This is a genomic window from Alishewanella sp. d11, from assembly GCF_049390205.1.
In the GTDB taxonomy this organism is placed as follows: Bacteria; Pseudomonadota; Gammaproteobacteria; order Enterobacterales; family Alteromonadaceae; genus Alishewanella.
Genome location: NZ_CP186547.1, coordinates 2060362 through 2083835, shown reverse-complemented (window position 1 = coordinate 2083835; position 23474 = coordinate 2060362). Strand labels below are relative to the sequence as shown.

Sequence of the window (23474 nt, the reverse complement as noted above, 5' to 3'; positions counted from 1 at the left end):
ATAACAGCGCTGAGGAGTAAGAGGAAGCTAGGTCACTCTACAAAGAGAGTGACCTGAGAGACTTATTGTTCTTGCTGTAACAGATTTAAAATAAACGCATACTCTTGCGCCGTTTCACCTAAACGTGCAAAGCGCCCAGATTTACCACCATGACCAGCTTCCATATTCGTCCGAAACAGTAAGGTATTATTATCGGTTTTCAGTTCACGTAGTCTGGCTACCCATTTTGCGGGTTCAAAGTATTGCACCTGAGAATCATGTAATCCGGTTGTCACCAACATGGCTGGATAATCTTGTGCTTTTACTTGATCATAAGGTGAATACGACAACATATAATCGTAGAACACCTTTTCTTTCGGATTGCCCCACTCGTCAAACTCATTGGTGGTTAAAGGGATACTCTCGTCTAACATCGTTGTAACGACATCTACAAAAGGCACATGCGCAACTAAACCCAGATATTTTTCCGGTGCCATATTCGCCACAGCCCCCATTAACAAACCACCGGCGCTGCCTCCCATACCAAATACCTTGTCCTTAGAGGCATATTTCTCAGCCACTAAATAATCAGTGACGGCAATAAAATCGGTAAAGGTATTCTTTTTATTTAACAGCTTGCCATCTTCGTACCATTGACGTCCCATTTCCTGACCACCACGAATATGAGCAATGGCGTACACAAAACCTCGATCGACTAGTGATAATACTGAAGAGCGGAAAGAAGGATCCATGGAAGCACCATAAGAGCCATAAGCATATTGGTAAAGCGGTGCAGTACCATCGCGTTTAAAGCCTTTACGGTATAACAGCGACACCGGCACTTTCACATTCTCTGCTACCGGCACCCATACTCGCTCAGTCACATAATTCGCTTTATCAAAACCGCCTAACACTTCTTGCTGCTTTAATAATTGTTTTTCGCCTGTTTGCATGTTCAGCTGATACACACTGGCAGGTGTGGTTAACGAGGTGTAGGTATAACGCAACCAAGGCGTATTTTGCTCGGCATTCATTTCAAAACCAGTCACATAAGCAGCTTCATCCGAGCTAATGTAAAAGGCTTTCGCCGGATCTGACCAAGGCATTACCCGAATTTTTCTTAACCCCTCACTGCGCTCACTGATCGCTAAATAATCATTAAACAGGGCAAAGTCTTGAATAAACACAGATTCATCATGCGCCAACAACGGCTGCCAATTGGCTTTGTCACCGATTTTATCAGCACTCACCGTCATCAAACGGTAGTTTGGTGCTTGCCAATCGGTACGAATTACCCAGCGACCCGCAATATGCTCAGCCTCGTATTTAAAATCGCGCTCGCGTGGCGCAAAAACGGTAAACTCTGCGGCGGGTGTAGCGGCATCCAATACGCGAATTTCATCCGATACGGTACTGCTTAAATAAATCATCACATAACGGCCATCTTGGCTATTACCCACCCACATATAAAAGCTGTTATCGGTTTCTTGATAAACCACTTTAGCTTTTGCAGGGTCCTGACCAAGCTGATGCTTTAACACGGTATTACTTAATAAGGTAACAGGATCATTTTGCACCAAAAACAGTTGCTTACTATCGGCAGACCACGCAATAGCTGCAGACAAGCCGGTTAATTGATCGGGTAAATCTTTACCTGTTTGCAAATCGCGCACCTTTAAGGTGTATTGCCGCCGACCGCTGGTATCTTCCATATAAGCCACTAAACGCTGATCTGGGCTGATCTGTAAATTCGCTACTTGAAAATAATCTTTGCCAGCAGCCAATTCGTTGACATCCAATACCACTTGCTCAGCACCGCCGGCTACTGGTTGACGTAAATAAATCGGATACTCTTTACCCGTTTCAAAACGACTAAAGTAACGATAATCACCTTTAACATAAGGTACTGAGCTATCGTCTTGTTTAATCCTGCCAATCAACTCTTGCGTCAGTTGCTCGGTCAGATCGCTATAATGCGCACTATACTGCTGATAATACGCATTTTCCGCGTTGAGATAAGCCAGTACTTTTGGATCTTGGCGTGTATCATCACGCAACCAATAATAAGGATCGATTCTATCGCCATGCGGCGATGTCACTTTAAATTCTATTTTTTCAGCTTTTGGGGTCAGCAAAACTTTATCCTCAGCAAAGGTAGCGAGCGTAGGGAATAACAGACAAGCCAATACTAAGGTCCGGTAGGGTGTTTTTAACATGTAACAACCTCAATTAAATAAGTTAGCATTCTAAAAAATAGTGCCTGAAATAGCGCAAAATTAAAAAATAATGTTATCGCCATGTAAGATTAAAACAATCAGTTCACTAAGAGCAAGCAGCTTTAGCTTCACAGCAAAGATTAATAGCGCTATATTCTTTCTGTTTATAAAAAACTGATTAATACTTTGGATGTACCATTTATTTTTTAAGGATTTATTATGACTTTAATGACTGTAGCGCAAGTTGCTGAGTTTTTAGGCGTGCCTGAGATTCGGGTAGAACGTTTAGCCAGAGAACATTTACTGGTTGCGAGCGACAAAGACAGTGAAGGCAAACCGCTTTTTTCAAGCGATGATGTCACGCGCTATAAAACGCTGGCTGAACGCTTAGGCGGGCTCTAATTGTAATAAGCTCGTCAGTTTCTGCTGCCAATACTCTGCCGCTTGCTGATATGCTGGAGCGGCTTGGTACCATAGCCAACAAAAACCACTGTAAATAACTTTGGCCAACAGCAACCGAGATGCCAAACTGCGTTGATAGGCCAAAGCACTTTGTTTGTCGCTAAATTGGCGCTGATCAAAATAAGCCGTCAATAACCCCTGCTCTGCTTCAGCACTGAGCTGAAAATGCAAGACCAGTGCCGCAAGGTCAAAACTGCTGTCTGCCAGTTGCGCATATTCAAAATCCAGCAGCCAAATACGATTGTCGGCCCACAGTAAGTTTCCCGGATGTAAGTCCATGTGACATAGCACCAAATCTGCCGGCAACCTCGCAAAGTGCCTAGCACTGTCTTGCAACTTTTGAAACAAGGTCGCCGCAGGTTCAAGTGCGGGTAGTTGGCTGTTATGCATAAGCTGACGTAAATACTGACCAAGTTGTAATACGGGGGTTTGCACTTTCAAGCGATGCAGCTTAGCAAGCACTACCGCTAAGTCGTTAAGCCGTTCTGGGGTCAACGTCAGGGGACTGCCTTGCGCAATATATTCACTGATCAGCAGTTGTTGATGATTGTTCAAACACAAAGGCGCAGGTGCAATACCCGTAGCGGCGGCCGCATGCTGGCAGCGCAGCTCTTGTTGACGACACACCCCTAAAGTCTGCACTGGGTAACGCCGTAACACATATTCACCGCGAGCCGTGCGTACATAGTAATTATCATTGCTTTGCCCAGACACCAAAGGCTTAACGTCCAAAGGTGGATGGTTAGCAAAAAACTCAAGATGCTGACAAAATCGCATCATCCCTGCGCGGTTTGCAAGCTCGTTTGTTGTTGCAGTTGATAATGACTGCGCCATGCAAAATATCCAACCAAAGCAATAATGGTATACAGCATAAACAAGGCGGTCAGAAAATAAAGGTGTTTTTGCGCATAGACAAAAATACAGACAACATCAATAACGACCCAGTATAACCAATTTGATACCAGTTTTTTTGCTACCAGCCAGGTCGCCACAATACTAAAAGCCGTAGTTTGCGCATCTATCCACGCAAAATCAGCCTGCGTGTAGTTTGCCATCCAATAACCTAGCAGCAAGCCCGCCATCGCTGTCAAACTGATTAACAGTAAATGGCGTTGCCATGGCCATTCAAACACTGCCGACTTTCCTGCAGCCTGCTGTTTTAGTTGTTGCCAGCGCCACCAGCCATAGATTGCCATCCCAGCATAATAGACATGCAACAACGCATCCGACAATAAAGCCGAATCCCACAGTACATGGGTAAACAATAAGGTACTGAGTAAGGCTGCAGGCCAGCACCAAATACTTTGCTTCAGCGCCAAGATAACATAAGCCACCGCAAATATCGTGGCAACTAACTCGACACTTTGCATCAACTGCCAGTCTGCAATCAACCTACTCAGTAATTCATTCATGGTCGCAAATCACCCGGGATAAATTTACAGACAAAGACCAGCTTACCGTAAGTTTGCATCGACCAACGCATACACTGCTGTAAGGCCTGCATCACTTCATCATACTCCCCAAAAATCTGGGTACTCATAGTATTGGTAATAATATGTAAGCCCTGTTGCTGGGCTAATTGGTCAATAAAGGCCTGGATAGGCCCTTTATAATCATCCGCCAGAGGATACTTGCTAATTTCTACCGAAAGTTGCATCGCCTTGCTCCTTAGAAACTGTAGCTAGCCGTAATACCGATACGACGCGGTTCACCAAATTGTTCATAAACGTGGGCAGCATAATCATCGCGCGGATCGTTACCAAAGAAGAAGCCGCGAACACCCACATCCTGATCAAAGGCATTACGCACCCAAAGTGCCAATTCCCACGCCGGTAATTGGTAATTTACGCGGAAATTAACCAGCTCGCGACTGTCCGCTTTGGCATTGTGGCCATCAGAATAGTAAAAACCACTCTTACCCTGAATCCCTGCTTGCACTGAAAGCTGCTCGGTTAACAGCCAATCCGCACCAACGCTGTAATTGACGCGCGGAGCATGCGCTTGATCGCGCCCAGTCAAATCTAAACCGCTATCGGTAAAATAGGTGCCTAAACGCGATTGTAAATAGCCTGTACTGACAAAAAGTTGCAGTTGATTGTGCAACTGGATGCGGCTCTCAAGCTCGACACCATAATTACGACCACTGGCCGCGTTATCAATAAAGCCGGCAAACTCTGGCCCTAAATCGGGGTTTATCCAGCCTTTTACCTGCATATCATCACGCCACATGTAAAACGCAGCAACCCGAGTTGTTAGGCGACCATCGGCACTGCTGCCTTTTACACCAAACTCAGTATTAATCACACTTTCTGGGGAGAAACTGGCTTTCGTGGCTAATACCGCAAAGTTTTCATCCGCAGCTTTGGACAAGGCCTCACCGTTGATACCACCGACCTTATAGCCGCGAGACACTAAACCATACAACAGCGTTTGTGGGGTAAGTTGGTAATTTAAACTCACCTTAGCGCCCCACATCGTTTCATCAGAACCTAACTGACTATTGGCAATATCCACATAATCATCTTTGTACTGTTCAACCCGACCGCCTATCACTAAGCTTAATTGCTCAGTAAGTGCAGTTTGGGTTTCGCCATACACTGACATATTGCGGCGTTGTAAGTTACTGGCAAAAAGCGTTCTTTCATCTTCTTTACGGCGTAAGCGCTGTAAGTCCAAATCGCGATTGCTGGTATAAAAGCCGAGCACCCAATCGGTATGGCCAAATAACAAGGCTGTTGGTTTAGATACTAAGCGGTAATCCAAAGTCCATTGTTCACGCTCACGTAAATAACGATCTTGGTACGAATAACCGAACGGATGGATCCCCTGAAAACTCCAATCTTCATCAAAACCATAATCCGAATCGGCATTTAAATAACTGAGCTGGCCGGTAAAATCAGCAAAGGAGAAGCCTTGGTATGCCAGATTAATGGCCAGCGCTTTGCTGCGTAGGGCATCTTGGCCTGGTTCATCGGACAAGGTGGTTCTGTTACGATCCAACGAAAAGGCATCATAGCCGTTTTGTTGATCAATAAGATGCGCGGTTAAACCTACTTGTAGCTGCTCAGTCGCCAAGTACTGCAGTTTAAAGCGGCCGGTAAACTCATCGATATTATTGGTATCATCGCGCTTTAAAAACGCATTTTCGATAAAGCCATCTGACTGCTGCTGATCTAGCGTTAAGCTGTAAGCCACCTGCTCTGACACGGGTGCACTGTAATAGCCCGACACCTGCCAGCTGTTGTAGTTAGCTAAACTAGCGCTGACTTTGCCCTCAGGCGAAAAGGTAGGGTTTTTACTGGTAAAGTTCACCATCCCCGCCAAAGCATTAGTACCAAAGCGCGTCGCTTCAGGACCACGAAAGATCTCTAACTGCTCAGGATGTGCCACGCTACTCAAGCCCAAGCCAGCATAATCAATGCCATCAATCAGAATGCCAACCGACGGATTGATCACATCAATAAATTCACTGCGCTCACCAATACCGCGCACCTGAATAAAACGACCACGCGAGGCACCAGCGGCAAAATTCACATTGGCAAACTGTTGTAATACATCGTCTAAATGTTGTGCAGATTGACGTTGCATATCTTGTTCAGTCAACACGGCAACACTGCCAGCAACTTGCATAACGCTGAGTTGCCGAAAGTCACCCTTCACCTCGATATGCTCAATATTCTGCTCAGACGCGTGTAAAGAAAAAGCTGACAGTACGGCAATTGATAAAATAGATAAACGCATAGACATAGGTGATCGACTCCAAAAACAATTTGAGGATCACACTGTTCAAAGACATCAATCTACCCAGTGACCACAGCGAGCAATTGCAGCTGAATTAGGGTTGTCATGTGCTCTGATGGGGAGTTAGCACCATCCCTCCGCCGGTATGATCCGGATCAGGTTCTAAGGGTTTGCTTGTTGGCATCTCAGCACCTTTTATACCTATAAAAAGTGCACCCCTTGGTTGCCGCTGCAGTCTATGCGCTTTTACTGAAAAAAACAATGCTCAAACAAGCAGAGAGCTCTGCTTAGCCAAGATTTATAACCCCAAATACCAGGTGGCGATAGAAAAATATAAAACCACCCCAGCGACATCAGCAATAGAGGTAATCAAAGGCCCGCTAGCCGTAGCGGGATCGAGTTTTAAACGACTAAGTAAAAAGGGTAAAGAAAGCCCAATTAAGCTGCCGACCAAAACCACTAGCATCATAGTAATAGCCACCACCACCGCAATATCGGGGCCGCCGCGCCATAATCCTAAGCCAACCACCGCCGCAGACATGGTCAGCCCCAACAACGCCGCCACGCCACACTCTTTGCCCAACAGCCACCCCCAATCCTTTAACTTGACATCACCGGTAGCTAAGGCTCGCACCATCAAGGTACCCGATTGCGCCCCCGCATTACCGCTACTGGCAATCAGTAAGGGTAAAAAGAACAGTAAAGCGAGGTAACTGGCTATGGTCTCTTCAAAGTAAGCAATCCCTGCGCCCGAGAAGATATTACCAAACACTAAAATCACCAACCAAAATACCCGTTTACGGTAGAGCAAACCAATACTGGCCTGCTTAACACTGCTTTCCAATTTACCGATAGTTGCCGTTTTGTGAAAATCTTCTGTAGCTTCAGCAGCGGCGACATCCATCGCATCATCATGGGTGACAATGCCGACCATTTGCCGCTCAGCATTGACAATGGGCAAGGCCAATAAATCATATTTGGCAATTAAGGCCGCCACCTCTTCCTGCGGCAGATCCACAGCCGCATAAATGGGATCATGATTCATTAAAGCCTCTACCCGCATGTTGGCCGGTGCTAAAATCAACTCACGCAAGCTCACCACACCAATTAGCTGCCTTGCCTGATCCACCACATACGAAGAGTAAATTGTTTCTTTATCGGGTGCCTCTAAACGCAATACCTCTATCGCTTCACGCACCGTCAGCTCTGGCGGTAATATGGCATAATCCGAGGTCATAATGGCGCCCGCCGTTCCCTCTTCATGCGCCGATAAACGCAGCAAATCTTCACGCTCAGCTTGGGCTAACGCCGGTAATAAGGTATCGCGCTGCTCGGCGGTTAAGCGATTGAATAAATCCGCTCGCTCATCTGCCGACATCTGCCGAATAATGGGTGCTAACTTACGCCGACTAATGGTTATCGCTAGTTCAACTTGCACCTCAGCCGGTAAATAACCAAATACTTCCGCCTGCTCAGCCCGCGGCAATACCGTTAAGAGTGTCCAAAGTTGTGCAGTGGGAAACTCCGTTAATGCCGCAGCATAATCTGCCGGATGCACATCTTCTAACTGAGCACGTAATAAGTGGGCGGTATTGTGCTCCAGCGCAATACGCAAGGTTTCGATAAGCACAGGGAATTCCATAACAACCTCTTATCAGCAACAAAAGCTTAATAAGAGCAGCAATGGCGTTACCTTATTAAGCAGAATTTAATGGGATGAATTTTAAATACAGGCTTTGCCTGCAACTGGGCACGTCCATAAAGTTGAAGAACCTCAGAATAATAATTAACATATTGTTAGTTAATAAAAATTATAGCGCATATTATAAATTCTGTAAGCTGAACTTAACCTGAGCAAGCATGGTACTACCACATATCACTGGCCTGTGGTATAGCTAGCTGAGCTTAGAAAACAGCCAGCCTAAATATAGCATCCCCTCTGTAACAAATTAGGCTAGATGCTTGGAATAGTGGTATTTTTGGAAAAAAGCGTCATAGTTAAACTAAGACAAATCACACTGCCGGATGAAACAGGAGTTGACGCATGTGGCGTAGTATAAGTGTGCTATTTTTAGCGGTGTCTCATTTTAGCCTGTTTGCCCAATGCCACAGTGATGTTGATCATGCCTTATTAAAAACAGAAAAACCGGTAATTAGCCGCATTGTGTTTAACCCGAATAACGTGTTTGATTTAGAAGCCAAAGGCGTATTTTGGCTACATCGTTTTGCTAACAACAGCCATATTATTAGTAAAGAACAAACCATCCGTGATGACTTACTCTTTAGCGAAGCCGCACCACTGCAGTTGTCGGAATTGGCAGAAACAGAACGTTTACTGCGTAGCCGGCGTTATCTGCGCGATGCTAAAGTCGAGGTTATTCAATACTGTCCTACCGATAATACCGTTGTCGTAGCCGTAACTACTTGGGATAACTGGTCGTTACTGCCGAAAATAGATTTCTCTAGGGAGGGTGGCGAAAGCAAGTATTCTTTGGGTATTACCGAAGATAACTTATTAGGTTCTGGCAATCAGATTCAATTAGATTACGCCAAAGACAGTGAACGTAGCGGCTATTTAGTAAGTTTTGCCAGCCCAAACATTTTTGGCAGTCATTGGAATACCTTTGCCAGTTATGCGAATAACTCAGACGGGGAGAACTTTGAGTTTGGCCTACACCGCCCGTTTTATCGGTTAGACTCAAGCTGGGCTTTCAACTTGGATTTTTTAAAAAATAAAGAGCAAGTTACCGATTATCTATTAGCTGAAAACATCAACGAATATGACCGTACGCGTAACTATTTTGAAAGCTCCGTGGGCATCAAATTAACGGCGACTGAGCACAGCATCCAACGCCTACTCTTTGGTACTACCTTAGAAGATGTTAGCTTTTCAGCGCAAGTCGATACGCTGTTGCCTATTCCTGAAGCGCGAAACCTCTCGACAATTTGGTTGGAATATCAACTGTTGCAGGATGACTTCTACAAGCTGTATAACATTAATCAATTTAATCGGGTAGAAGATATCAATGCAGGCTGGCAACTGCGGCTGCGCCTAGGGTATCTGCAGCCCTGGCTAGGCGCAGATGATCACGGCTTACAACTTCAACTAAACCTAGATAAAGCGTGGCAGCTCCTTAGCACCACGTGGTTATTTGCCGACCTCAGCTACCAGCACTTAGACTTTCAGCAAAGTAAGCAAACACTCTGGCATCTGGGCTTACAACTCAACCACCAACTTAACCGTCGTAACAGCTTTGTTGCCAGTATCTCGGCAGAGCAAGGCGAAAACCTATTTGCGGATAACGCCTTATATTTGGGCGGCGATAGTGGACTTCGAGCCTTTCCATTGTATTACCAACGTGGTGATAACCGCATGGTCGCTACCGCCGAATACCGGCATTATACCGACTGGAATTTATGGCAAATCTTTGATGTCGGTTTCGCTGCCTTTACCGATGTCGGCCGCAGCTGGGGCGGAGCGGATGCTTTTACCTCGAAGCCAGAATTGGCAACCAAGGCGGAATTAGACGATAAAGTATTAGTCGGTGTTGGCGTTGGCCTGCGGCTATTATCCAGCCACTCTAGCCGCGGCACTATGGTGCATTTGGATTTAACCAGACCCTTTACCGATAATCCTGATATTAGCAGTTGGCAGTGGCGCGTCACTGCCAAAAGACGTTTTTAAATGCTCAGCCGTTACAACGGCTGGCAAACCGAGCAAAATACCGTGCTGCGCTGACCAAGCCGAATTTCTTGTAATGGATTATTACATTGCACACACGCCTCGCCACCACGGCCATACACCAGCAGTTCCTGCTTAAAATAGCCCGGTTTACCATCAACCTGACTAAAATCGCGCAGTGTAGTACCGCCCTGCACAATAGCCGCCGCCAAGGTCTCTTTTACTACGGAGGCTAATATGCTTAATTTAGCGGCACTAACTTGATTAGCCGGCATCTGCGGGGCAATGCCCGCTTTAAATAACGCCTCATTGGCATAGATATTCCCCACGCCTACCACGACATGGTTATCCATTAACACTAACTTGATCGCAGCACTGCGTTTAGCACAAGCGGCCAGCAACGTCTCTGCACTAAAGGCCTCGGTTAACGGCTCAGGCCCCAGTGTGGCCAATAAGGGATGCACCGTTTCGTGCGCTTGCCATAACACCGCGCCAAAGCGACGGGTATCGTTTAAACGCAGCGCTTGGCCATTGCTTAACACAAAATCGACATGATCATGTTTTTCGGCAGGCAAAGCAGCAGGCACCACTTTTAAATGGCCTGACATGCCTAAGTGCAAAAGAATGCAGCCAGCAGGCAATTCTAACAGTAAATATTTCGCGCGGCGGCTCACCGATAAGATAGGCTGATTAACCAGCTCCACCACCTCATCCGGCACCCACCAGCGTAATTGTCGTTGCCGAGCAATCACCTTGACCAGGGTCTGCTGGGCTAAATGCGGACTGATCCCTAAACGAGACACCTCAACTTCAGGTAATTCCGGCATGCTTACTCCAATAAAAATAATAAACGGGCTTGTGCAGCATTAAGCTGATACAGCGATCCCTGCCCCACTTGCTGCAGCAAATAGCTGGGTTGACTGGATGCATTACCCAAGGTAGGATCAGGGTAAAGTAACCAAATTTGCGGCGCAATCTCACCCACTAATTGCAAACTTGCCTGTGCCACTGGGACCCAGTCTGGCTGCACCTGCGCACTGGCTAAAGGCAGTATACTAAACTGCCAAGCGCTGGCCATTTGCTGCGCATTTGCACTCACACCACCGGGTTGCAGCTGCCATTGCCCAGCCACCCTAACTAACCGTTGATTGGCCACAGAAACACTCAGCAGCTGCGCTTGTTCAGGCACTAACGGCATAGGCTTAGTGGCTTGGTCAAGCTTAGTACCAGACCAATCATATAAGCTGTACATTAAAATCAGCACCACAAAGATTAGGATATTGTTCCAATGGCGGCGGGAGAGTTTAAGCATAAGGGCATTAACGTGTTAAAGGACATGCTAAACATAGTAACGTAGGCAGGGCTTAAAAAGCAAAAACCCGGCGTTGGCCGGGTTTCTGTAAGTCGATTACTTGATTTTCGCTTCTTTGAAAATCACGTGCTTACGCACTTTAGGATCGAACTTTTTGATTTCCATCTTTTCTGGCATAGTACGCTTGTTCTTCGTTGTAGTGTAGAAGAAGCCTGTGCCAGCAGAAGAAACTAAACGGATTTTATCGCGCATTTGTTAATTCCTTATACCTTGTGACCGTTGGCACGAACGTCTACTAAAACGGCGTCGATACCTTTCTTGTCAATAATACGCATACCACGTGGGGTAGTACGTAAAGTAACAAAACGGTTTTCACTTTCAACCCAGAAACGGTGAGTTTGCAGGTTAGGCAGGAAACGGCGCTTTGTCGCGTTGTTGGCGTGCGAACGACGGTTACCTACCATCGGACCTTTGCCAGTTACTTGGCATACTCTAGACATGTCAATATTTCTCCAAAATTACGTCAGCTCGAGCTATCTTTCACCCTTCTGGCCTTGAAGGTTGCCCCGAAAATGGATGAGGGCGCACTTTATACACGAAAGCGCGGTTAAACTCAAGACAAATTATATCTGGCGCCTTTGACAATAAGCGCCCAGTTAGGCCAGCATCTCATTACAGCCAGCCTCGCTCGGCAAAAGACACCACTTCGGCATCACCCACCACAAAATGATCTAAAACCCGGATATCTACCAAGGCCATGGCCTGAGTTAAACGCTCGGTAATCGCTCTGTCAGCGCGGCTTGGCTCGGCCACCCCAGAAGGATGATTATGAGCCAGAATAACAGCGGCGGCATTATGCTTTAAAGCGCGTTGAACTACAATACGTGGGTACACGGGCGAGGCATCAATAGTGCCCTGAAAAAGCGGTTCAGCACAGATCATACGATGTTGATTATCAAGATAAAGTACCACAAAGACTTCGCGTTGTTCATGCGAAAGTAAATGGCTTAAATATTTTCGGACTAAATCCGGTTCAGAGAACACTGTGGTGCGCTGCAGCTGTTGCTGTAAAAAGCGCCGACTCAGCTCTAACACCGCCTGCAGTTGTACATATTTTGCTTCACCTAAACCACGAGCCTGACAGAACTCCTGTTGCGTGGCAGCCAGTAACGGTTTTAAGCCGCCAAATTGCTGTAATAATTGCCGCGCTAAACTTACCGCATCTATACCCGCAATACCGGTGCGTAAAAATATGGCTAAAAGCTCAGCATCAGATAAGGCAGTCGCGCCCTGCTCCAGCAGTTTTTCACGAGGGCGCTCCGCTACAGGCCAATCGGTAATTGCCATATTTTCCTCCTCTTCTCAGCAGCTGAACTGGTGCTGAATTATCGATTCCATGCTATCTTATGCCATCATTAATGTGGCCGGGACAATGTTCAAATGCAGCAAACCCTTGCTTCTAAACGTATTTTACTTGGTATCAGCGGCGGTATCGCTGCTTACAAAAGCGCTGATTTGGTGCGGCGCTTAAAAGAGCGTGGCGCCGATGTGCGGGTTATTCTTACCGACGCTGCGCAGCAATTTATCACGCCACTTACCCTGCAAGCCGTATCGGGCAACCCCGTTAGTCACAGCCTGCTTGATCCTGCGGCAGAAGCAGCAATGGGACACATTGAGTTAGCGAAATGGGCAGATCTGATTTTAATCGCTCCCGCCAGTGCCGATGTGATTGCTCGCTTAGCGCATGGCCTTGCCAATGATTTACTTACCACCTGCGTGCTAGCCAGTAATGCGCCCATCGCGGTCGCACCGGCTATGAATCAGCAGATGTATAAAAATATAGCTACTCAAAAAAATATCGCAACATTAAAAGAACATAATTTTCACATTTTTGGCCCGGGGTCTGGGGCGCAAGCTTGTGGCGATGTCGGCGCAGGCAGGATGTTAGAGCCGCTGGAGCTAACCGCCCTAACAGAACAACTTTTTAGCCCTGTCAAAAATCTGCAAGGTTTACACTTTACTATCACCGCCGGCCCCACCCGCGAAGCCATCGATCCAGTGCGCTACATTAGCAATCATAGCTCTGGCAAAATGGGGTACGCGCTGGCCGCTGCCGCCGCGAAAGCCGGTGCCAAGGTGACCTTAATCAGTGGGCCTGTGCAGTTAGCAACACCCGCCGGCGTTACGCGTATTGATGTGTTAAGCGCCGAGCAAATGTTAGAAGCCGCCTTAACCGCAGCCGTGCACTCTAATATCTTTATCGGTTGTGCCGCGGTAGCCGATTATCGGGTAGCCAACATTGCAACCGATAAATTAAAGAAAGGCAGTGACAACGAACTGCAGCTTAAACTGGTGAAAAACCCCGATATTATTGCCAGCGTTGCCGCCTTACCCCAGCAACGCCCTTTCACTGTGGGTTTTGCGGCAGAAACGCGCAATGTGTTGGACTATGCACGGCAGAAATTGTTGAATAAACGCTTAGATATGATTTGCGCCAACGATGTATCGGGCAGCCAAATAGGGTTTAATAGCGATCAAAATGCACTCAGCGTAATCTGGCAGGGTGGCGAACTCGACTTACCCATACAACCGAAAGAACAGCTGGCAGCGCAACTTATTGCCCTGATTAGCCAGCAATACAAAGCCTAACCTAAACAGTAAAGAAGTCGTTATGAAAAAAGCCATTGACCTAAAAATTCTTGACCCACGTATTGGTACTGAGTTCCCTCTGCCTGCTTATGCCACGCCAGGCTCTGCGGGTTTAGATTTACGAGCCTGTGTAGACAGTACTTTAACTTTAAATCCTGGCCAAACCGTGCTGATCCCCACGGGTATTTCGATTTATATTGGCGATGCAAATTTGTGCGCCACTATTTTACCGCGTTCAGGTTTAGGCCATAAGCATGGTATTGTATTGGGCAATTTAGTGGGGTTAATTGACTCAGATTACCAAGGCCCGTTAATGGTTTCAATGTGGAACCGTGGCAGCGAGGCTTTTACCATTGAGCCGGGCGATCGTATTGCGCAGTTAGTATTTATGCCGGTTATCCAGGCCGAATTTAACCTGGTAACAAGCTTTGATGAAACAGAACGTGGTGAAGGCGGCTTCGGCCATTCAGGTAAGCAGTAAGGAACCCCCTGCAGGCATGACAACAGCGAAGAAACCCAATCGTAAAGAAGATATCTTACAAGCGCTTGCGGCCATGTTGCAGAGCAACAGTAATGGTCAAAGAATCACTACGGCAGCCTTGGCAGAAAAAGTCGGCGTATCAGAAGCGGCGCTTTATCGGCACTTTCCCAGTAAAGCCCGTATGTACGAAGGCTTAATTGAGTTTATTGAAGATACCTTGCTATCGCGCATTAATGCCATTACCGAAGAGCATAAAGATACCCAAACCCGGATTAGCCTAATGCTGCAGCTGGTATTGGTGTTTGCCGAGCGTAACCCTGGCTTTTGCCGAATTTTAACCGGTGACGCCTTGCAAGGTGAGCAAGAACGCTTGTTAGAACGAGTAGCGACGCTGTTTGAAAAGCTCGAAACCCAATTTAAACAGTGTTTGCGCGAACGTAAGCTGCGTGAGGGCAAAAGCTTCAGCATCGACGAAGCAGAGCTGGCTAACTTACTGCTGGCCACCATTGAAGGGAAAATTAACCAGTTTGTTCGCTCAGGTTTTAAACGCCTGCCAACCCAGTATTGGGCTAATCAATGGCGTTTATTAGAACAACAACTTTTTAGTTAATACGTTACCCCTTTGCCTAAGCAGAAGCCATTAAGCTAGCTTCTGCTTTAGTATAACTGTTTTAAAAACAGCTTGATCTGTGACAGAGTTATGCCATGCTAAACAAAAACATGGCTAAATTTTGACACTATGCGCAATACCTTACTGCCAGATAACGCTAAACTTGCATTATTAGATAATCTGCCAATTGGCATAGTGGCGGCCTATATTGACACGCAACAATTGTGCTATGCCAACCAAGCTTTTGCTAGCCTAACCGGCTATACACTGGCTGAACTAGCGATGTTAACCCCGCTCGATTTACATCCTGCTAGCTATCACAGCGCAGTGCTGGCCGATTTTGCAGCTATGGCGCAAGGCGTGCTAAAAGATGCGGTGTGTTACCCGGTTATTCGTAAAGATACTAGCCAGTTCTACGCAGATATCCAAACCATTGCTTGCGAAGTGGGCGACGATAATATTGTTATCGCAACCTTTACTGATGTAACCGAGCGGCAAGCGGTTTTAGCTAAACAACGTGATCTCGAACAGCACTTAGCATACGAGCGCAGTTTTTTAAAAACGGTATTACAAAATATTCCTTCCTTGGTGTGGTTAAAAGACCCCGATGGGCGCTATCTCGCCTGTAACAAACGCTTTGAGCAGTTTTTTAACGCCACAGAAGCCGAAATTGTTGGCAAAACAGATTATGACTTTGTTGATGCGGCGAGCGCAGCACTGTTTCGTTATCACGATCTTCAAGCGTTAAACAGTGCCACCCCGCTGATCAATGAAGAATGGCTGCATTTCCGTGCAGATAACCATAAAGAATTAGTTGAGACCAGCAAGGTCAAATTAATTGACGAGGCAGGTAAGCTCATCGGCATACTGGGTGTGGCCTATGATATTACCTTAAGACACCAAGTAGATGAGCAGCAAAAAATCGCCCTGAGTGTATTCACTGAAGCACTAGAAGGCATCATGCTAACCGATCCCAATGCCCGCATTATTGACGTTAACACAGCGTTTTGCCAAATCACTGGCTACAGTAAAGCCCAAGTTGTTGGGCACAACGCCAATATTTTAAACTCTGGCTTACAGCCCGCCAGCTTTTACCGCAAGCTCTGGCAGCAAATTAAACAAAAAGGCTTTTGGCAAGGTGAAATATGGAACAAGCGCGCCAATGGCGCTATCTATGCCGAGCATTTAAAAATTCAGGCGGTACGCAATGCGGCCGGAGCTATTACACACTATATTGCGCTGTTTCATGATCTTTCCCCACTGAAACAGCAACAACGCCAACTTAACCTAGTACAACACTTTGACGCACTGACCAAATTACCAAATCGCGAACTCTTACTCAGCCAGCTGTCGCACCTACTCAAGCAAAAACAACGCATAAGCCAATCACTTGCGTTACTTACCATAGATTTAGACGCGTTTCAGAGCATTAACCAACAATTTGGCTACAAGTTTGGGAATAAGGTTTTAAAGCTTATCGCTGGCCGTTTTAAACAACAGTTAGCCACACAGCATTTTCTGGCGCGGGTTGGCGGTAACGAATTTGCCGTTATTTTGCCTGAACTGACCGATCCTGAATTAGCCTTAAAGCTGATCGATACGTTACGCCTCACGGCCAGCAAACCTTTTACCCTTGCCGGTAATCAAAGCAATCTTACCGCCTGTATTGGCATCACCTTTGCTGGCACAGCCGAGCAGTTAGAAGCAGAACAACTGCTGAAACAAGCGCAACAAGCGCTATTTCAGGCGAAACTGGCTGGGCGCAATAGCTTTCATATTTTCGACCGCACTACTGCCGCCCAACAACGCAACCAGTTTGAGTTTTTTAAGGAGATAGAGCAGGCCATCAACGACAATCAGTTTGTCCTGTATTATCAGCCAAAAGTGGCCTTGCGCAGCGGCCAAGTTACGGGCTTTGAAGCCTTAATTCGCTGGCAACATCCAGCAAAAGGCTTGGTGATGCCAGATAGTTTTATCCCGGCCTTGGCAAATAACGCCTTAATGCTGAGCTTGGGCGATTGGGTCATTACGCAAGCCTTACACCAGCTAAGCCAATGGAATGCCGAGGGCTTTCAAAGCCGGATCAGTGTCAACATTGACAGTATGCAACTGAATGATCCGCTGTTTGCTGAAAAACTGCTGCAGCAATTTGCCCGCTTCCCCAACGTTCAATACGCGCAACTTGAACTGGAAATTCTAGAAACCGGCGCCGTAGAGCAACTGGATAAAACTTCGGAATTAATCCGTACTTTGCAGCAGAAAGGTATCGACTTTTCATTAGATGATTTTGGTACCGGCTATTCTTCGCTCACTTTTTTAAAGCAACTGCCAGCCAATATTGTCAAAATCGATCAAAGCTTTATTCGACAAATGCTGGATGATCCAGAGCAGTTAATTATTACCGACTCTATTATTCTACTGGCGCAAAAACTCAAACGCACCGTCGTGGCCGAAGGGGTTGAAAGCTTTTTGCATGGTGTCTTGTTGTCGGCCTTAGGCTGCGATTTAGCACAAGGTTACTTTATTGCTAAACCCATGCCCGCCAGTGACATTACCGCTTGGCTAGCGAACTGGCAAATGCCTGAAATATGGCAAACTGTGCCCTTACTCAACAAAGCAGATTTACAAGGTTTAATTAGCTTGGCAGAGCACCGACAGTGGTATCTGAGCGCCATACAAAACCTAACTCAAGGCAAGGAGCTACAAGCAACGCATAGCCCCTGTAAATTGGCAAACTGGCTACAACAGCCAGCAGTACAAAGCAAATACGCAACTAACCCGTATTTTCAGACAATAAAAGACAAGCACCTCGAGCTACATCAGGCGCTGGCGACAGGCAGCGCGCCAGCCGAGGTAACACAACTTGGCTTAGCACTACAACACGCTTTGCTAAGCACCTTGTTTCAGCAACCCATTAGCTGGCATAGCTAAACACTTAATCTTTCCCACAGCGCCGCGCCCCAAACCAAAGCCACGATCGCTAAGGCAACAAACACGGCCGCCGAGCCCATATCTTTAGCGCGCCCCGATAGTTCATGCCGCTCTAAACCTACCCTATCAGTAAGTGACTCAATGGCCGAGTTCAGCAATTCCACCACCAGCACCAAGCCCCATACGGCCATCAGTAAAGCAAACTGGCTAACGGAACTGGCGAGCCAAAGCGCGCAAGGTATCGCTAACACCGTTAGCGTCGCTTCTTGCCGAAACGCCGACTCAAACTTCCAGCTCGCGGCAAAGCCTTGCATAGAACAACGCGCGGCTTTGAGAATTCGGCCAAGGCCAGTACCATTGGGTTTTTGCATAAGCCATCCTTAACGATGCTAAAAAAACGAAGCGAAAGAAACGAGGCGAAAACGAACTGCAACCTCAAACCGGCTAACGGCTAGCCGCTACTACCAGGCCAAACACTGCCATGCTAGTGCACAACAGTGTTGGCTGGCGAAGAATGTTACTCAGTATAAAGCAACATTATTGCAAAGCGATGTTAAGCCACACCGTATTGCGCACGATAGGCTTTTACTGCATCTAAGTGCTCGGCCAATTCCGGCTTATCGGCCAAATAGCTAATTAAATCTGGCAGGCTGATAATCGAAATCACCTTGGTATTAAAGTCACGCTCGACTTCTTGAATAGCCGATAACTCACCCTGACCGCGCTCTTGCCGATCCAGCGCAATTAACACACCAGTAAGCTCAGCACCTTGCGCCTGAATAAGCTGCATCGATTCACGAATAGCCGTACCGGCGGTGATCACATCATCCACCAACATAATGCGGCCTTTTAGTGGTGCGCCCACTAAATTACCGCCTTCGCCATGCGTTTTGGCTTCTTTACGGTTAAAACAGTACGGCACATCACGGTTGTGATGATCGGCCAAGGCCACCGCTGTGGTGGTGGCAATAGGAATGCCTTTATAGGCTGGGCCAAATAGCACATCAAATTCAAGGGCGGCATCTTGCAAAGCCGCCGCATAAAAGCGGCCTAACTTGGCTAAATCGCTACCGGTATTAAACAAGCCTGCATTAAAAAAATACGGGCTAGTGCGGCCAGACTTTAAGGTAAAGCTGCCAAATTTTAATACTTGGCGCGCTAAGGCAAATTCAATAAATTCACGTTGAAAAGCTTTCATAATTACTCCTGGCCTAACGCCTGCTTCTGGGCTTTTACAATATCACTAATGGCCGCACTGCCTAGCGCCAGCATTTGCTGCATTTCAGCAAAACTAAAGGGCGCTTCTTCGGCAGTACCCTGAATTTCAATGATTTTGCCGGTTTCGGTCATCACCAAGTTCATATCGGTCTCGGCGGCAGAGTCTTCGGCGTAATCTAAATCGGCAACCGCATTGCCCTGATACATGCCCACTGATACAGCCGCCACCATAAATTTTAATGGATTGGTTTTTAACAAGCCTTTGGCTTGCATATAACTAAAGGCGTCAACCAAGGCCACACAAGCACCGGTAATCGAGGCCGTGCGGGTGCCGCCATCGGCTTGAATCACATCACAGTCTAAGGTAATGGTATTTTCGCCCAGTAAGCTTAAATCTACTGCGGTGCGCAGCGCGCGGCCAATTAAGCGTTGAATTTCCATGGTGCGGCCACCTTGCTTGCCACGCGCCGCTTCGCGATCGTTACGGCTATGCGTTGCGCGCGGTAACATGCCATATTCAGCCGTGATCCAGCCTTGGCCTTTGCCTTTTAAAAAACGCGGTACGCCTTCCACCACACTGGCCGTACAAATAACTTTGGTATTGCCAAACTCAACCAACACCGAGCCTTCGGCATGGGCAGTAAACTGGCGGGTAAAAGACAGCGGGCGAATTTGACTGGCGGTACGGCCACTTGGACGCATAAGGCTACTCCTGAAGATAAAGTTAGCGGCTATTATAGAAGCTAAGCGCGCTTAGGGCTATCCATTCGCCAAAATCAGCCAAATTACTAAAAAGTCAGGTATACTCCCAAAACTGTATTTATCGTTAGTTGTTTGGAAGCCCAGTATGATTCATAGCATGACCGCCTTTGCCCGCCACGAAACCAAAGCCAGCTGGGGCACCGCCCAGTGGGAGATCCGCTCGGTAAACCAGCGTTATTTAGAATCTTACTTTCGCTTACCTGAGCAATTTCGTGGTTTAGAAAGCCTGCTGCGCGACAAACTGCGCAACAGCCTGCAACGCGGCAAAATTGAAATTAACTTACGCTACCAAGCCAACCAAGCCGCTGGCGAACTGCAATTAAATGACGTCTTTGCCGAGCAACTGTTACAAAAAGCCCAGCAATTACTGCAAAAAGCCCCGCAAGCAACGCTCAATATTGCCGACATTCTGCGCTGGCCAGGCGTAATGGAAACCCCAAGCGAAGATCTCGATACACTGCAAGCTGAGCTATTAGCCGGCTTTGATGCCGCCTTACAAGACTTTTTAGCCGGGCGCGGCCGCGAAGGCGCAGCAATAGAAGAAATGATTCAACAACGTTTAACCGCCATTGGTGAACAAGTGGCCTTTGTACGCAGCCACCTGCCGCAAGCCATGCAATGGCAACGCGACCGCATTACCAACCGCCTAAATGAAATAAAAGCCGACCTAGACCAAGGCCGCCTAGAGCAAGAAATGGCGTTTTTAGCCTCCAAATCCGACGTAGCGGAAGAGCTAGACCGCCTCGATGCCCACATTAAAGAAACCCGCCACACCCTAAAAAAAGGCGGCGCCTGCGGCCGCCGCTTAGATTTTATGATGCAAGAATTTAACCGCGAAGCGAATACCCTATCCTCCAAAGCTATTAGCACCGAGATTACCAATGCGGCGGTGGAGCTTAAGGTGTTGATAGAACAGATGCGGGAGCAGATCCAAAACATCGAATGATGTCTACTGACATCCACTGAGATGCATTAATCAAATAATTTCAATAACTTAATCAAAACCCAAGTCTACCGAAATCCACCTCTATCCACCAAAAGCCACAAAAAAGTGGTGGGTAAAGTGGTGGGTATGTTAGACTAACTCAGATAGCAAGTGGTGGGTAACTCACCAAAAAGTAACTTACTGATTTGAGAGGGAATATGGGTAGCCTAACTACAAAGAAGGTGGAGTCGTTAATTAAGGGCGAGCCAGGTAGATTTGGCGATGGTGAAGGTTTATACCTAACAGTACCTAGATTCGGTAAGCCTTTTTGGTTTTTACGCTATACCTCCAACGGCAAACGCCGCGAGATGACGTTAGGCCAGTACGCCAATATGACGTTGGCCGAAGCGCGGGCTGAAGCCGTACTGCAGAAAAAACAGTTGCTGGTAGAAAAGGTTGATCCACTGTTTTTAAAACAACGTGCCAAGCAGCAACAACTGCAAACTGTAGACGACTTATTTGCCGACTGGCATAAAGGCAATATCAAACGCCTTAAGCACCCGAATATCCCCGAGCGGGTTTACCGCAAAGATATCGCACCGCATATCGGCGCTGCTTCGCCCAATAAAGTGGTCGCGCGTGATATTCAGTTTATTATCGAAACCATTACTGAATCCGGCCGCCCTACCACCGCCAACGACGCCCTGCTGTATTTAAAGCAGTTGTTTAACCACGGCATAAAACTTGATGTGGTGGGTGCCAACCCTGCCAGTGCCTTTAACGTAAGCGATGCCGGCGGCGTAGAGCAAAGCAAAGATCGGGCGCTAACCTTGGAAGAGCTTACCCAAGTATTTAAAGTGTTTCGGGAAAATACGGATAGTTTTGCCAGAGAGAATTACCTGGCCTGTGCGCTTTTAGTCACGCTTGGCGTGCGTAAAAGCGAGCTAACAGAAGCCAGTTGGCAAGAGATCGATCTAAAGGCAGGAATTTGGGAGTTACCAAAGGCGCGTAGCAAGTCTGGTGTAGGAATAACTATCCCACTACCTGAGCTATGCGTAACCTGGTTTAAAGAATTGGAAATCCGCGCAGCAGGATCGCCTTATGTGTTCCCTAACCGACGTAGCAGTAAAAACCCGCATATGGGTGCCGACACGCTAAACCGCGCCATTACCAAGCTATTTGGCCATGAAGCGGGCAAAAAGAAGCAACCACCGAACAAAATGGGCGATATACAGCACTTCTCAGTACACGACCTACGCCGCACCTGCCGCACCTTGCTGGCGCAACTTGGGGTACCAGGCTATGTCGCCGAGCGCTGCTTAAACCACAAGCTGCAGGGTGTGGAAGGGATTTATAACCAGCATGATTATTTTGATGAGCGGAAAGAGGCGCTAGCGAGTTTAGCGAACTATTTAAGGCAGATAATTTAGTTAATCAAACTATCGGCCAAGAATGATTAACTGCAGTTAAATGTTTTCGAATACTCAAGCCAACAACCTCTCCAAGTCTTACAGGAACCGCATTTCCGATCATGCGGCCTAAAGTAGTGAGATTGTAATTTTCTGGTCGATCCGCAAATTTATATTCATCTGGAAAGGATTGTAAAATTGCCGCTTCTCTAAGCGATATTGCCCTATCCTGCTCAGGATGACCAAAGCGACCATTACCAAACCCATAACACTGAGTTGTCATCGTTGGACTCGGTTCATCCCACGACATCCGCCCGTAGACACTAGAATAACCTTTACCGGAATCTTTAAGGTGGCATTTTGCTATCAAATCAGCAGGCCAGTCACGCCATGTTCCGTTTGGTTTTGAAGCTCGGATTCGTTTCAGATTGATTTCAGTTAAACCACCTGCACGATGAAGTGGATCATCATGGTGAGTTTGCCCTGCATTTAAGCTTGGAAGATGTGCAATTGCGTTACGCACAGTCTGATATTCAGCGGGCTTGTGCGTAGCAGGAATGATATCAATTTCACCTAATCTGGATGCTACTAGCACCAAACGTCTGCGCGTTTGGGCCATACCATAATCAGGTCCAAACATCACTTTATCTGCAACATGATACCCTGAGTCTAGAAGCTTCGATTTAAACTCTTGATAGACTTCATGCTTGATTAGTTCTGGAACGTTTTCCATAGTCACTAACTCAGGAGTCATCTCGTCAACGAGTCGAGCAAAGTGGTAAAGCAAACCCCATCGCTCATCACGGGGGCGTCCTTGGGCGTATTTTGAGAATGGCTGGCAGGGTGCACATCCTGCGAGTAATTTTACTGCGCCGACAGGGTAATAACTAAGTAAATGTTTTCCCGTAACTTCCGACACGCTTTTGTGTAAGAACTTAGCGCCGTTATTGACCTCGTAGGGATATTTACAAGCGGGATCGATATCTACCCCTGCAGCCACTTTAATACCAGCTTTTTTCAGGCCATGTGTTAACCCACCTGCCCCACAAAAAAGATCTACCCCTACGACTTGCATATATTAACACCGACAAAAAATA

The 23474-nt window shown here is 47.0% G+C and carries 23 protein-coding genes and 1 riboswitch; of the genes, 8 read left to right on the top strand and 15 right to left on the bottom strand.

Annotated features, from left to right (window positions below; translation table 11 throughout):
• Positions 1-62: 62 nt before the first annotated feature.
• Positions 63-2195 (bottom strand): S9 family peptidase, encoded by a 2133-nt coding sequence (locus tag ACO1PK_RS09395; RefSeq protein WP_423185380.1) that lies wholly within the window; start codon positions 2193-2195, stop codon positions 63-65.
• A gap of 219 nt (positions 2196-2414) precedes the next feature.
• On the opposite strand from ACO1PK_RS09395, the gene ACO1PK_RS09390 reads away from it, so the two are divergent.
• On the top strand, positions 2415-2597 hold the full coding sequence (locus tag ACO1PK_RS09390) for a helix-turn-helix domain-containing protein (protein WP_423185379.1): 183 nt from the start codon (positions 2415-2417) through the stop codon (positions 2595-2597).
• Here ACO1PK_RS09390 and ACO1PK_RS09385 read toward each other — a convergent pair.
• From ACO1PK_RS09385 to mgtE, 5 genes are all read right to left on the bottom strand, one after another.
• Positions 2583-3491 (bottom strand): phosphotransferase, encoded by a 909-nt coding sequence (locus ACO1PK_RS09385; RefSeq protein WP_423185378.1) that lies wholly within the window; start codon positions 3489-3491, stop codon positions 2583-2585. The two genes, ACO1PK_RS09390 and ACO1PK_RS09385, sit on opposite strands and share 15 nt — an antisense overlap.
• Complete coding sequence (gene pnuC, locus ACO1PK_RS09380; protein ID WP_423185377.1) at positions 3434-4069, bottom strand: nicotinamide riboside transporter PnuC; 636 nt, start codon at positions 4067-4069, stop codon at positions 3434-3436. The genes ACO1PK_RS09385 and pnuC overlap by 58 nt, the downstream gene beginning before the upstream one ends.
• Positions 4066-4314, bottom strand: a complete 249-nt coding sequence (locus ACO1PK_RS09375; protein ID WP_423185376.1) for a YkoF family thiamine/hydroxymethylpyrimidine-binding protein — start codon at positions 4312-4314, stop codon at positions 4066-4068. Before ACO1PK_RS09375 ends, pnuC begins: the two co-directional genes overlap by 4 nt.
• An 11-nt stretch (positions 4315-4325) precedes the next feature.
• On the bottom strand, positions 4326-6404 hold the full coding sequence (locus ACO1PK_RS09370) for a TonB-dependent receptor (protein WP_423185375.1): 2079 nt from the start codon (positions 6402-6404) through the stop codon (positions 4326-4328).
• A gap of 109 nt (positions 6405-6513) precedes the next feature.
• Positions 6514-6628: riboswitch (TPP riboswitch) on the bottom strand.
• 68 nt (positions 6629-6696) lie between these two features.
• Positions 6697-8040: a magnesium transporter gene (gene mgtE, locus ACO1PK_RS09365; protein ID WP_423185374.1), complete on the bottom strand. Its 1344-nt coding sequence runs from the start codon at positions 8038-8040 to the stop codon at positions 6697-6699.
• 402 nt (positions 8041-8442) lie between these two features.
• Between mgtE and ACO1PK_RS09360 the strand changes: the two genes are divergently transcribed.
• Positions 8443-10083 (top strand): BamA/TamA family outer membrane protein, encoded by a 1641-nt coding sequence (locus tag ACO1PK_RS09360; protein WP_423185373.1) that lies wholly within the window; start codon positions 8443-8445, stop codon positions 10081-10083.
• Positions 10084-10094: 11 nt separating this feature from the next.
• On the opposite strand, the gene mutM is transcribed toward ACO1PK_RS09360, so the two are convergent.
• The 5 genes from mutM to radC all read right to left on the bottom strand — a co-directional run bounded on the left by mutM (position 10095) and on the right by radC (position 12739).
• On the bottom strand, positions 10095-10907 hold the full coding sequence (gene mutM, locus ACO1PK_RS09355; RefSeq protein WP_423185372.1) for a bifunctional DNA-formamidopyrimidine glycosylase/DNA-(apurinic or apyrimidinic site) lyase: 813 nt from the start codon (positions 10905-10907) through the stop codon (positions 10095-10097).
• A 2-nt stretch (positions 10908-10909) separates the two neighbouring features.
• Complete coding sequence (locus ACO1PK_RS09350; protein ID WP_423185371.1) at positions 10910-11392, bottom strand: hypothetical protein; 483 nt, start codon at positions 11390-11392, stop codon at positions 10910-10912.
• Between the two features lie 96 nt (positions 11393-11488).
• A complete protein-coding gene (gene rpmG, locus ACO1PK_RS09345) occupies positions 11489-11644 on the bottom strand; it encodes a 50S ribosomal protein L33 (RefSeq protein ID WP_008219722.1) in 156 nt (51 codons plus the stop codon).
• Between the two features lie 11 nt (positions 11645-11655).
• Complete coding sequence (gene rpmB / locus ACO1PK_RS09340) at positions 11656-11892, bottom strand: 50S ribosomal protein L28 (protein WP_189434051.1); 237 nt, start codon at positions 11890-11892, stop codon at positions 11656-11658.
• Between the two features lie 172 nt (positions 11893-12064).
• The gene (gene radC, locus ACO1PK_RS09335) at positions 12065-12739 is read right to left on the bottom strand and encodes a RadC family protein (RefSeq protein WP_423185370.1); all 675 of its coding nucleotides are present in this window, start codon (positions 12737-12739) and stop codon (positions 12065-12067) included.
• A 93-nt stretch (positions 12740-12832) separates the two neighbouring features.
• Here radC and coaBC point away from each other — a divergent pair, with 93 nt between their 5' ends.
• From coaBC to ACO1PK_RS09315, 4 genes are all read left to right on the top strand, one after another.
• Positions 12833-14041 carry a bifunctional phosphopantothenoylcysteine decarboxylase/phosphopantothenate--cysteine ligase CoaBC gene (gene coaBC, locus ACO1PK_RS09330; protein ID WP_423185369.1) on the top strand — a complete coding sequence of 403 codons (1209 nt, stop codon included), beginning with the start codon at positions 12833-12835 and terminating at the stop codon, positions 14039-14041.
• A gap of 22 nt (positions 14042-14063) precedes the next feature.
• Positions 14064-14522: a dUTP diphosphatase gene (dut, locus tag ACO1PK_RS09325; RefSeq protein WP_423185368.1), complete on the top strand. Its 459-nt coding sequence runs from the start codon at positions 14064-14066 to the stop codon at positions 14520-14522.
• Positions 14523-14538: 16 nt separating this feature from the next.
• The gene (slmA, locus tag ACO1PK_RS09320) at positions 14539-15132 is read left to right on the top strand and encodes a nucleoid occlusion factor SlmA (protein ID WP_423188193.1); all 594 of its coding nucleotides are present in this window, start codon (positions 14539-14541) and stop codon (positions 15130-15132) included.
• 129 nt (positions 15133-15261) lie between these two features.
• Positions 15262-18063 (top strand): sensor domain-containing protein, encoded by a 2802-nt coding sequence (locus tag ACO1PK_RS09315; RefSeq protein WP_423185367.1) that lies wholly within the window; start codon positions 15262-15264, stop codon positions 18061-18063.
• Here the strand turns inward: ACO1PK_RS09315 and ACO1PK_RS09310 are convergent.
• The 3 genes from ACO1PK_RS09310 to rph form a co-directional block, all read right to left on the bottom strand.
• Positions 18060-18434 carry a diacylglycerol kinase gene (locus ACO1PK_RS09310; protein ID WP_423185366.1) on the bottom strand — a complete coding sequence of 125 codons (375 nt, stop codon included), beginning with the start codon at positions 18432-18434 and terminating at the stop codon, positions 18060-18062. The genes ACO1PK_RS09315 and ACO1PK_RS09310 overlap by 4 nt on opposite strands.
• Before the next feature lie 182 nt (positions 18435-18616).
• Positions 18617-19261 (bottom strand): orotate phosphoribosyltransferase, encoded by a 645-nt coding sequence (gene pyrE / locus ACO1PK_RS09305; protein ID WP_423185365.1) that lies wholly within the window; start codon positions 19259-19261, stop codon positions 18617-18619.
• A 2-nt stretch (positions 19262-19263) separates the two neighbouring features.
• Complete coding sequence (gene rph / locus ACO1PK_RS09300) at positions 19264-19983, bottom strand: ribonuclease PH (RefSeq protein ID WP_423185364.1); 720 nt, start codon at positions 19981-19983, stop codon at positions 19264-19266.
• A 145-nt stretch (positions 19984-20128) separates the two neighbouring features.
• Here rph and ACO1PK_RS09295 point away from each other — a divergent pair, with 145 nt between their 5' ends.
• Together ACO1PK_RS09295 and ACO1PK_RS09290 are read left to right on the top strand one after the other, a co-directional pair.
• On the top strand, positions 20129-20989 hold the full coding sequence (locus tag ACO1PK_RS09295; RefSeq protein WP_423185363.1) for a YicC/YloC family endoribonuclease: 861 nt from the start codon (positions 20129-20131) through the stop codon (positions 20987-20989).
• A 197-nt stretch (positions 20990-21186) separates the two neighbouring features.
• Entirely contained in the window at positions 21187-22398 is a 1212-nt protein-coding gene (locus ACO1PK_RS09290; protein ID WP_423185362.1) for a tyrosine-type recombinase/integrase, read from the top strand.
• 4 nt (positions 22399-22402) lie between these two features.
• Here the strand turns inward: ACO1PK_RS09290 and ACO1PK_RS09285 are convergent, their stop codons facing one another.
• A complete protein-coding gene (locus ACO1PK_RS09285; protein ID WP_423185361.1) occupies positions 22403-23452 on the bottom strand; it encodes a DNA cytosine methyltransferase in 1050 nt (349 codons plus the stop codon).
• Positions 23453-23474: the final 22 nt, after the last annotated feature.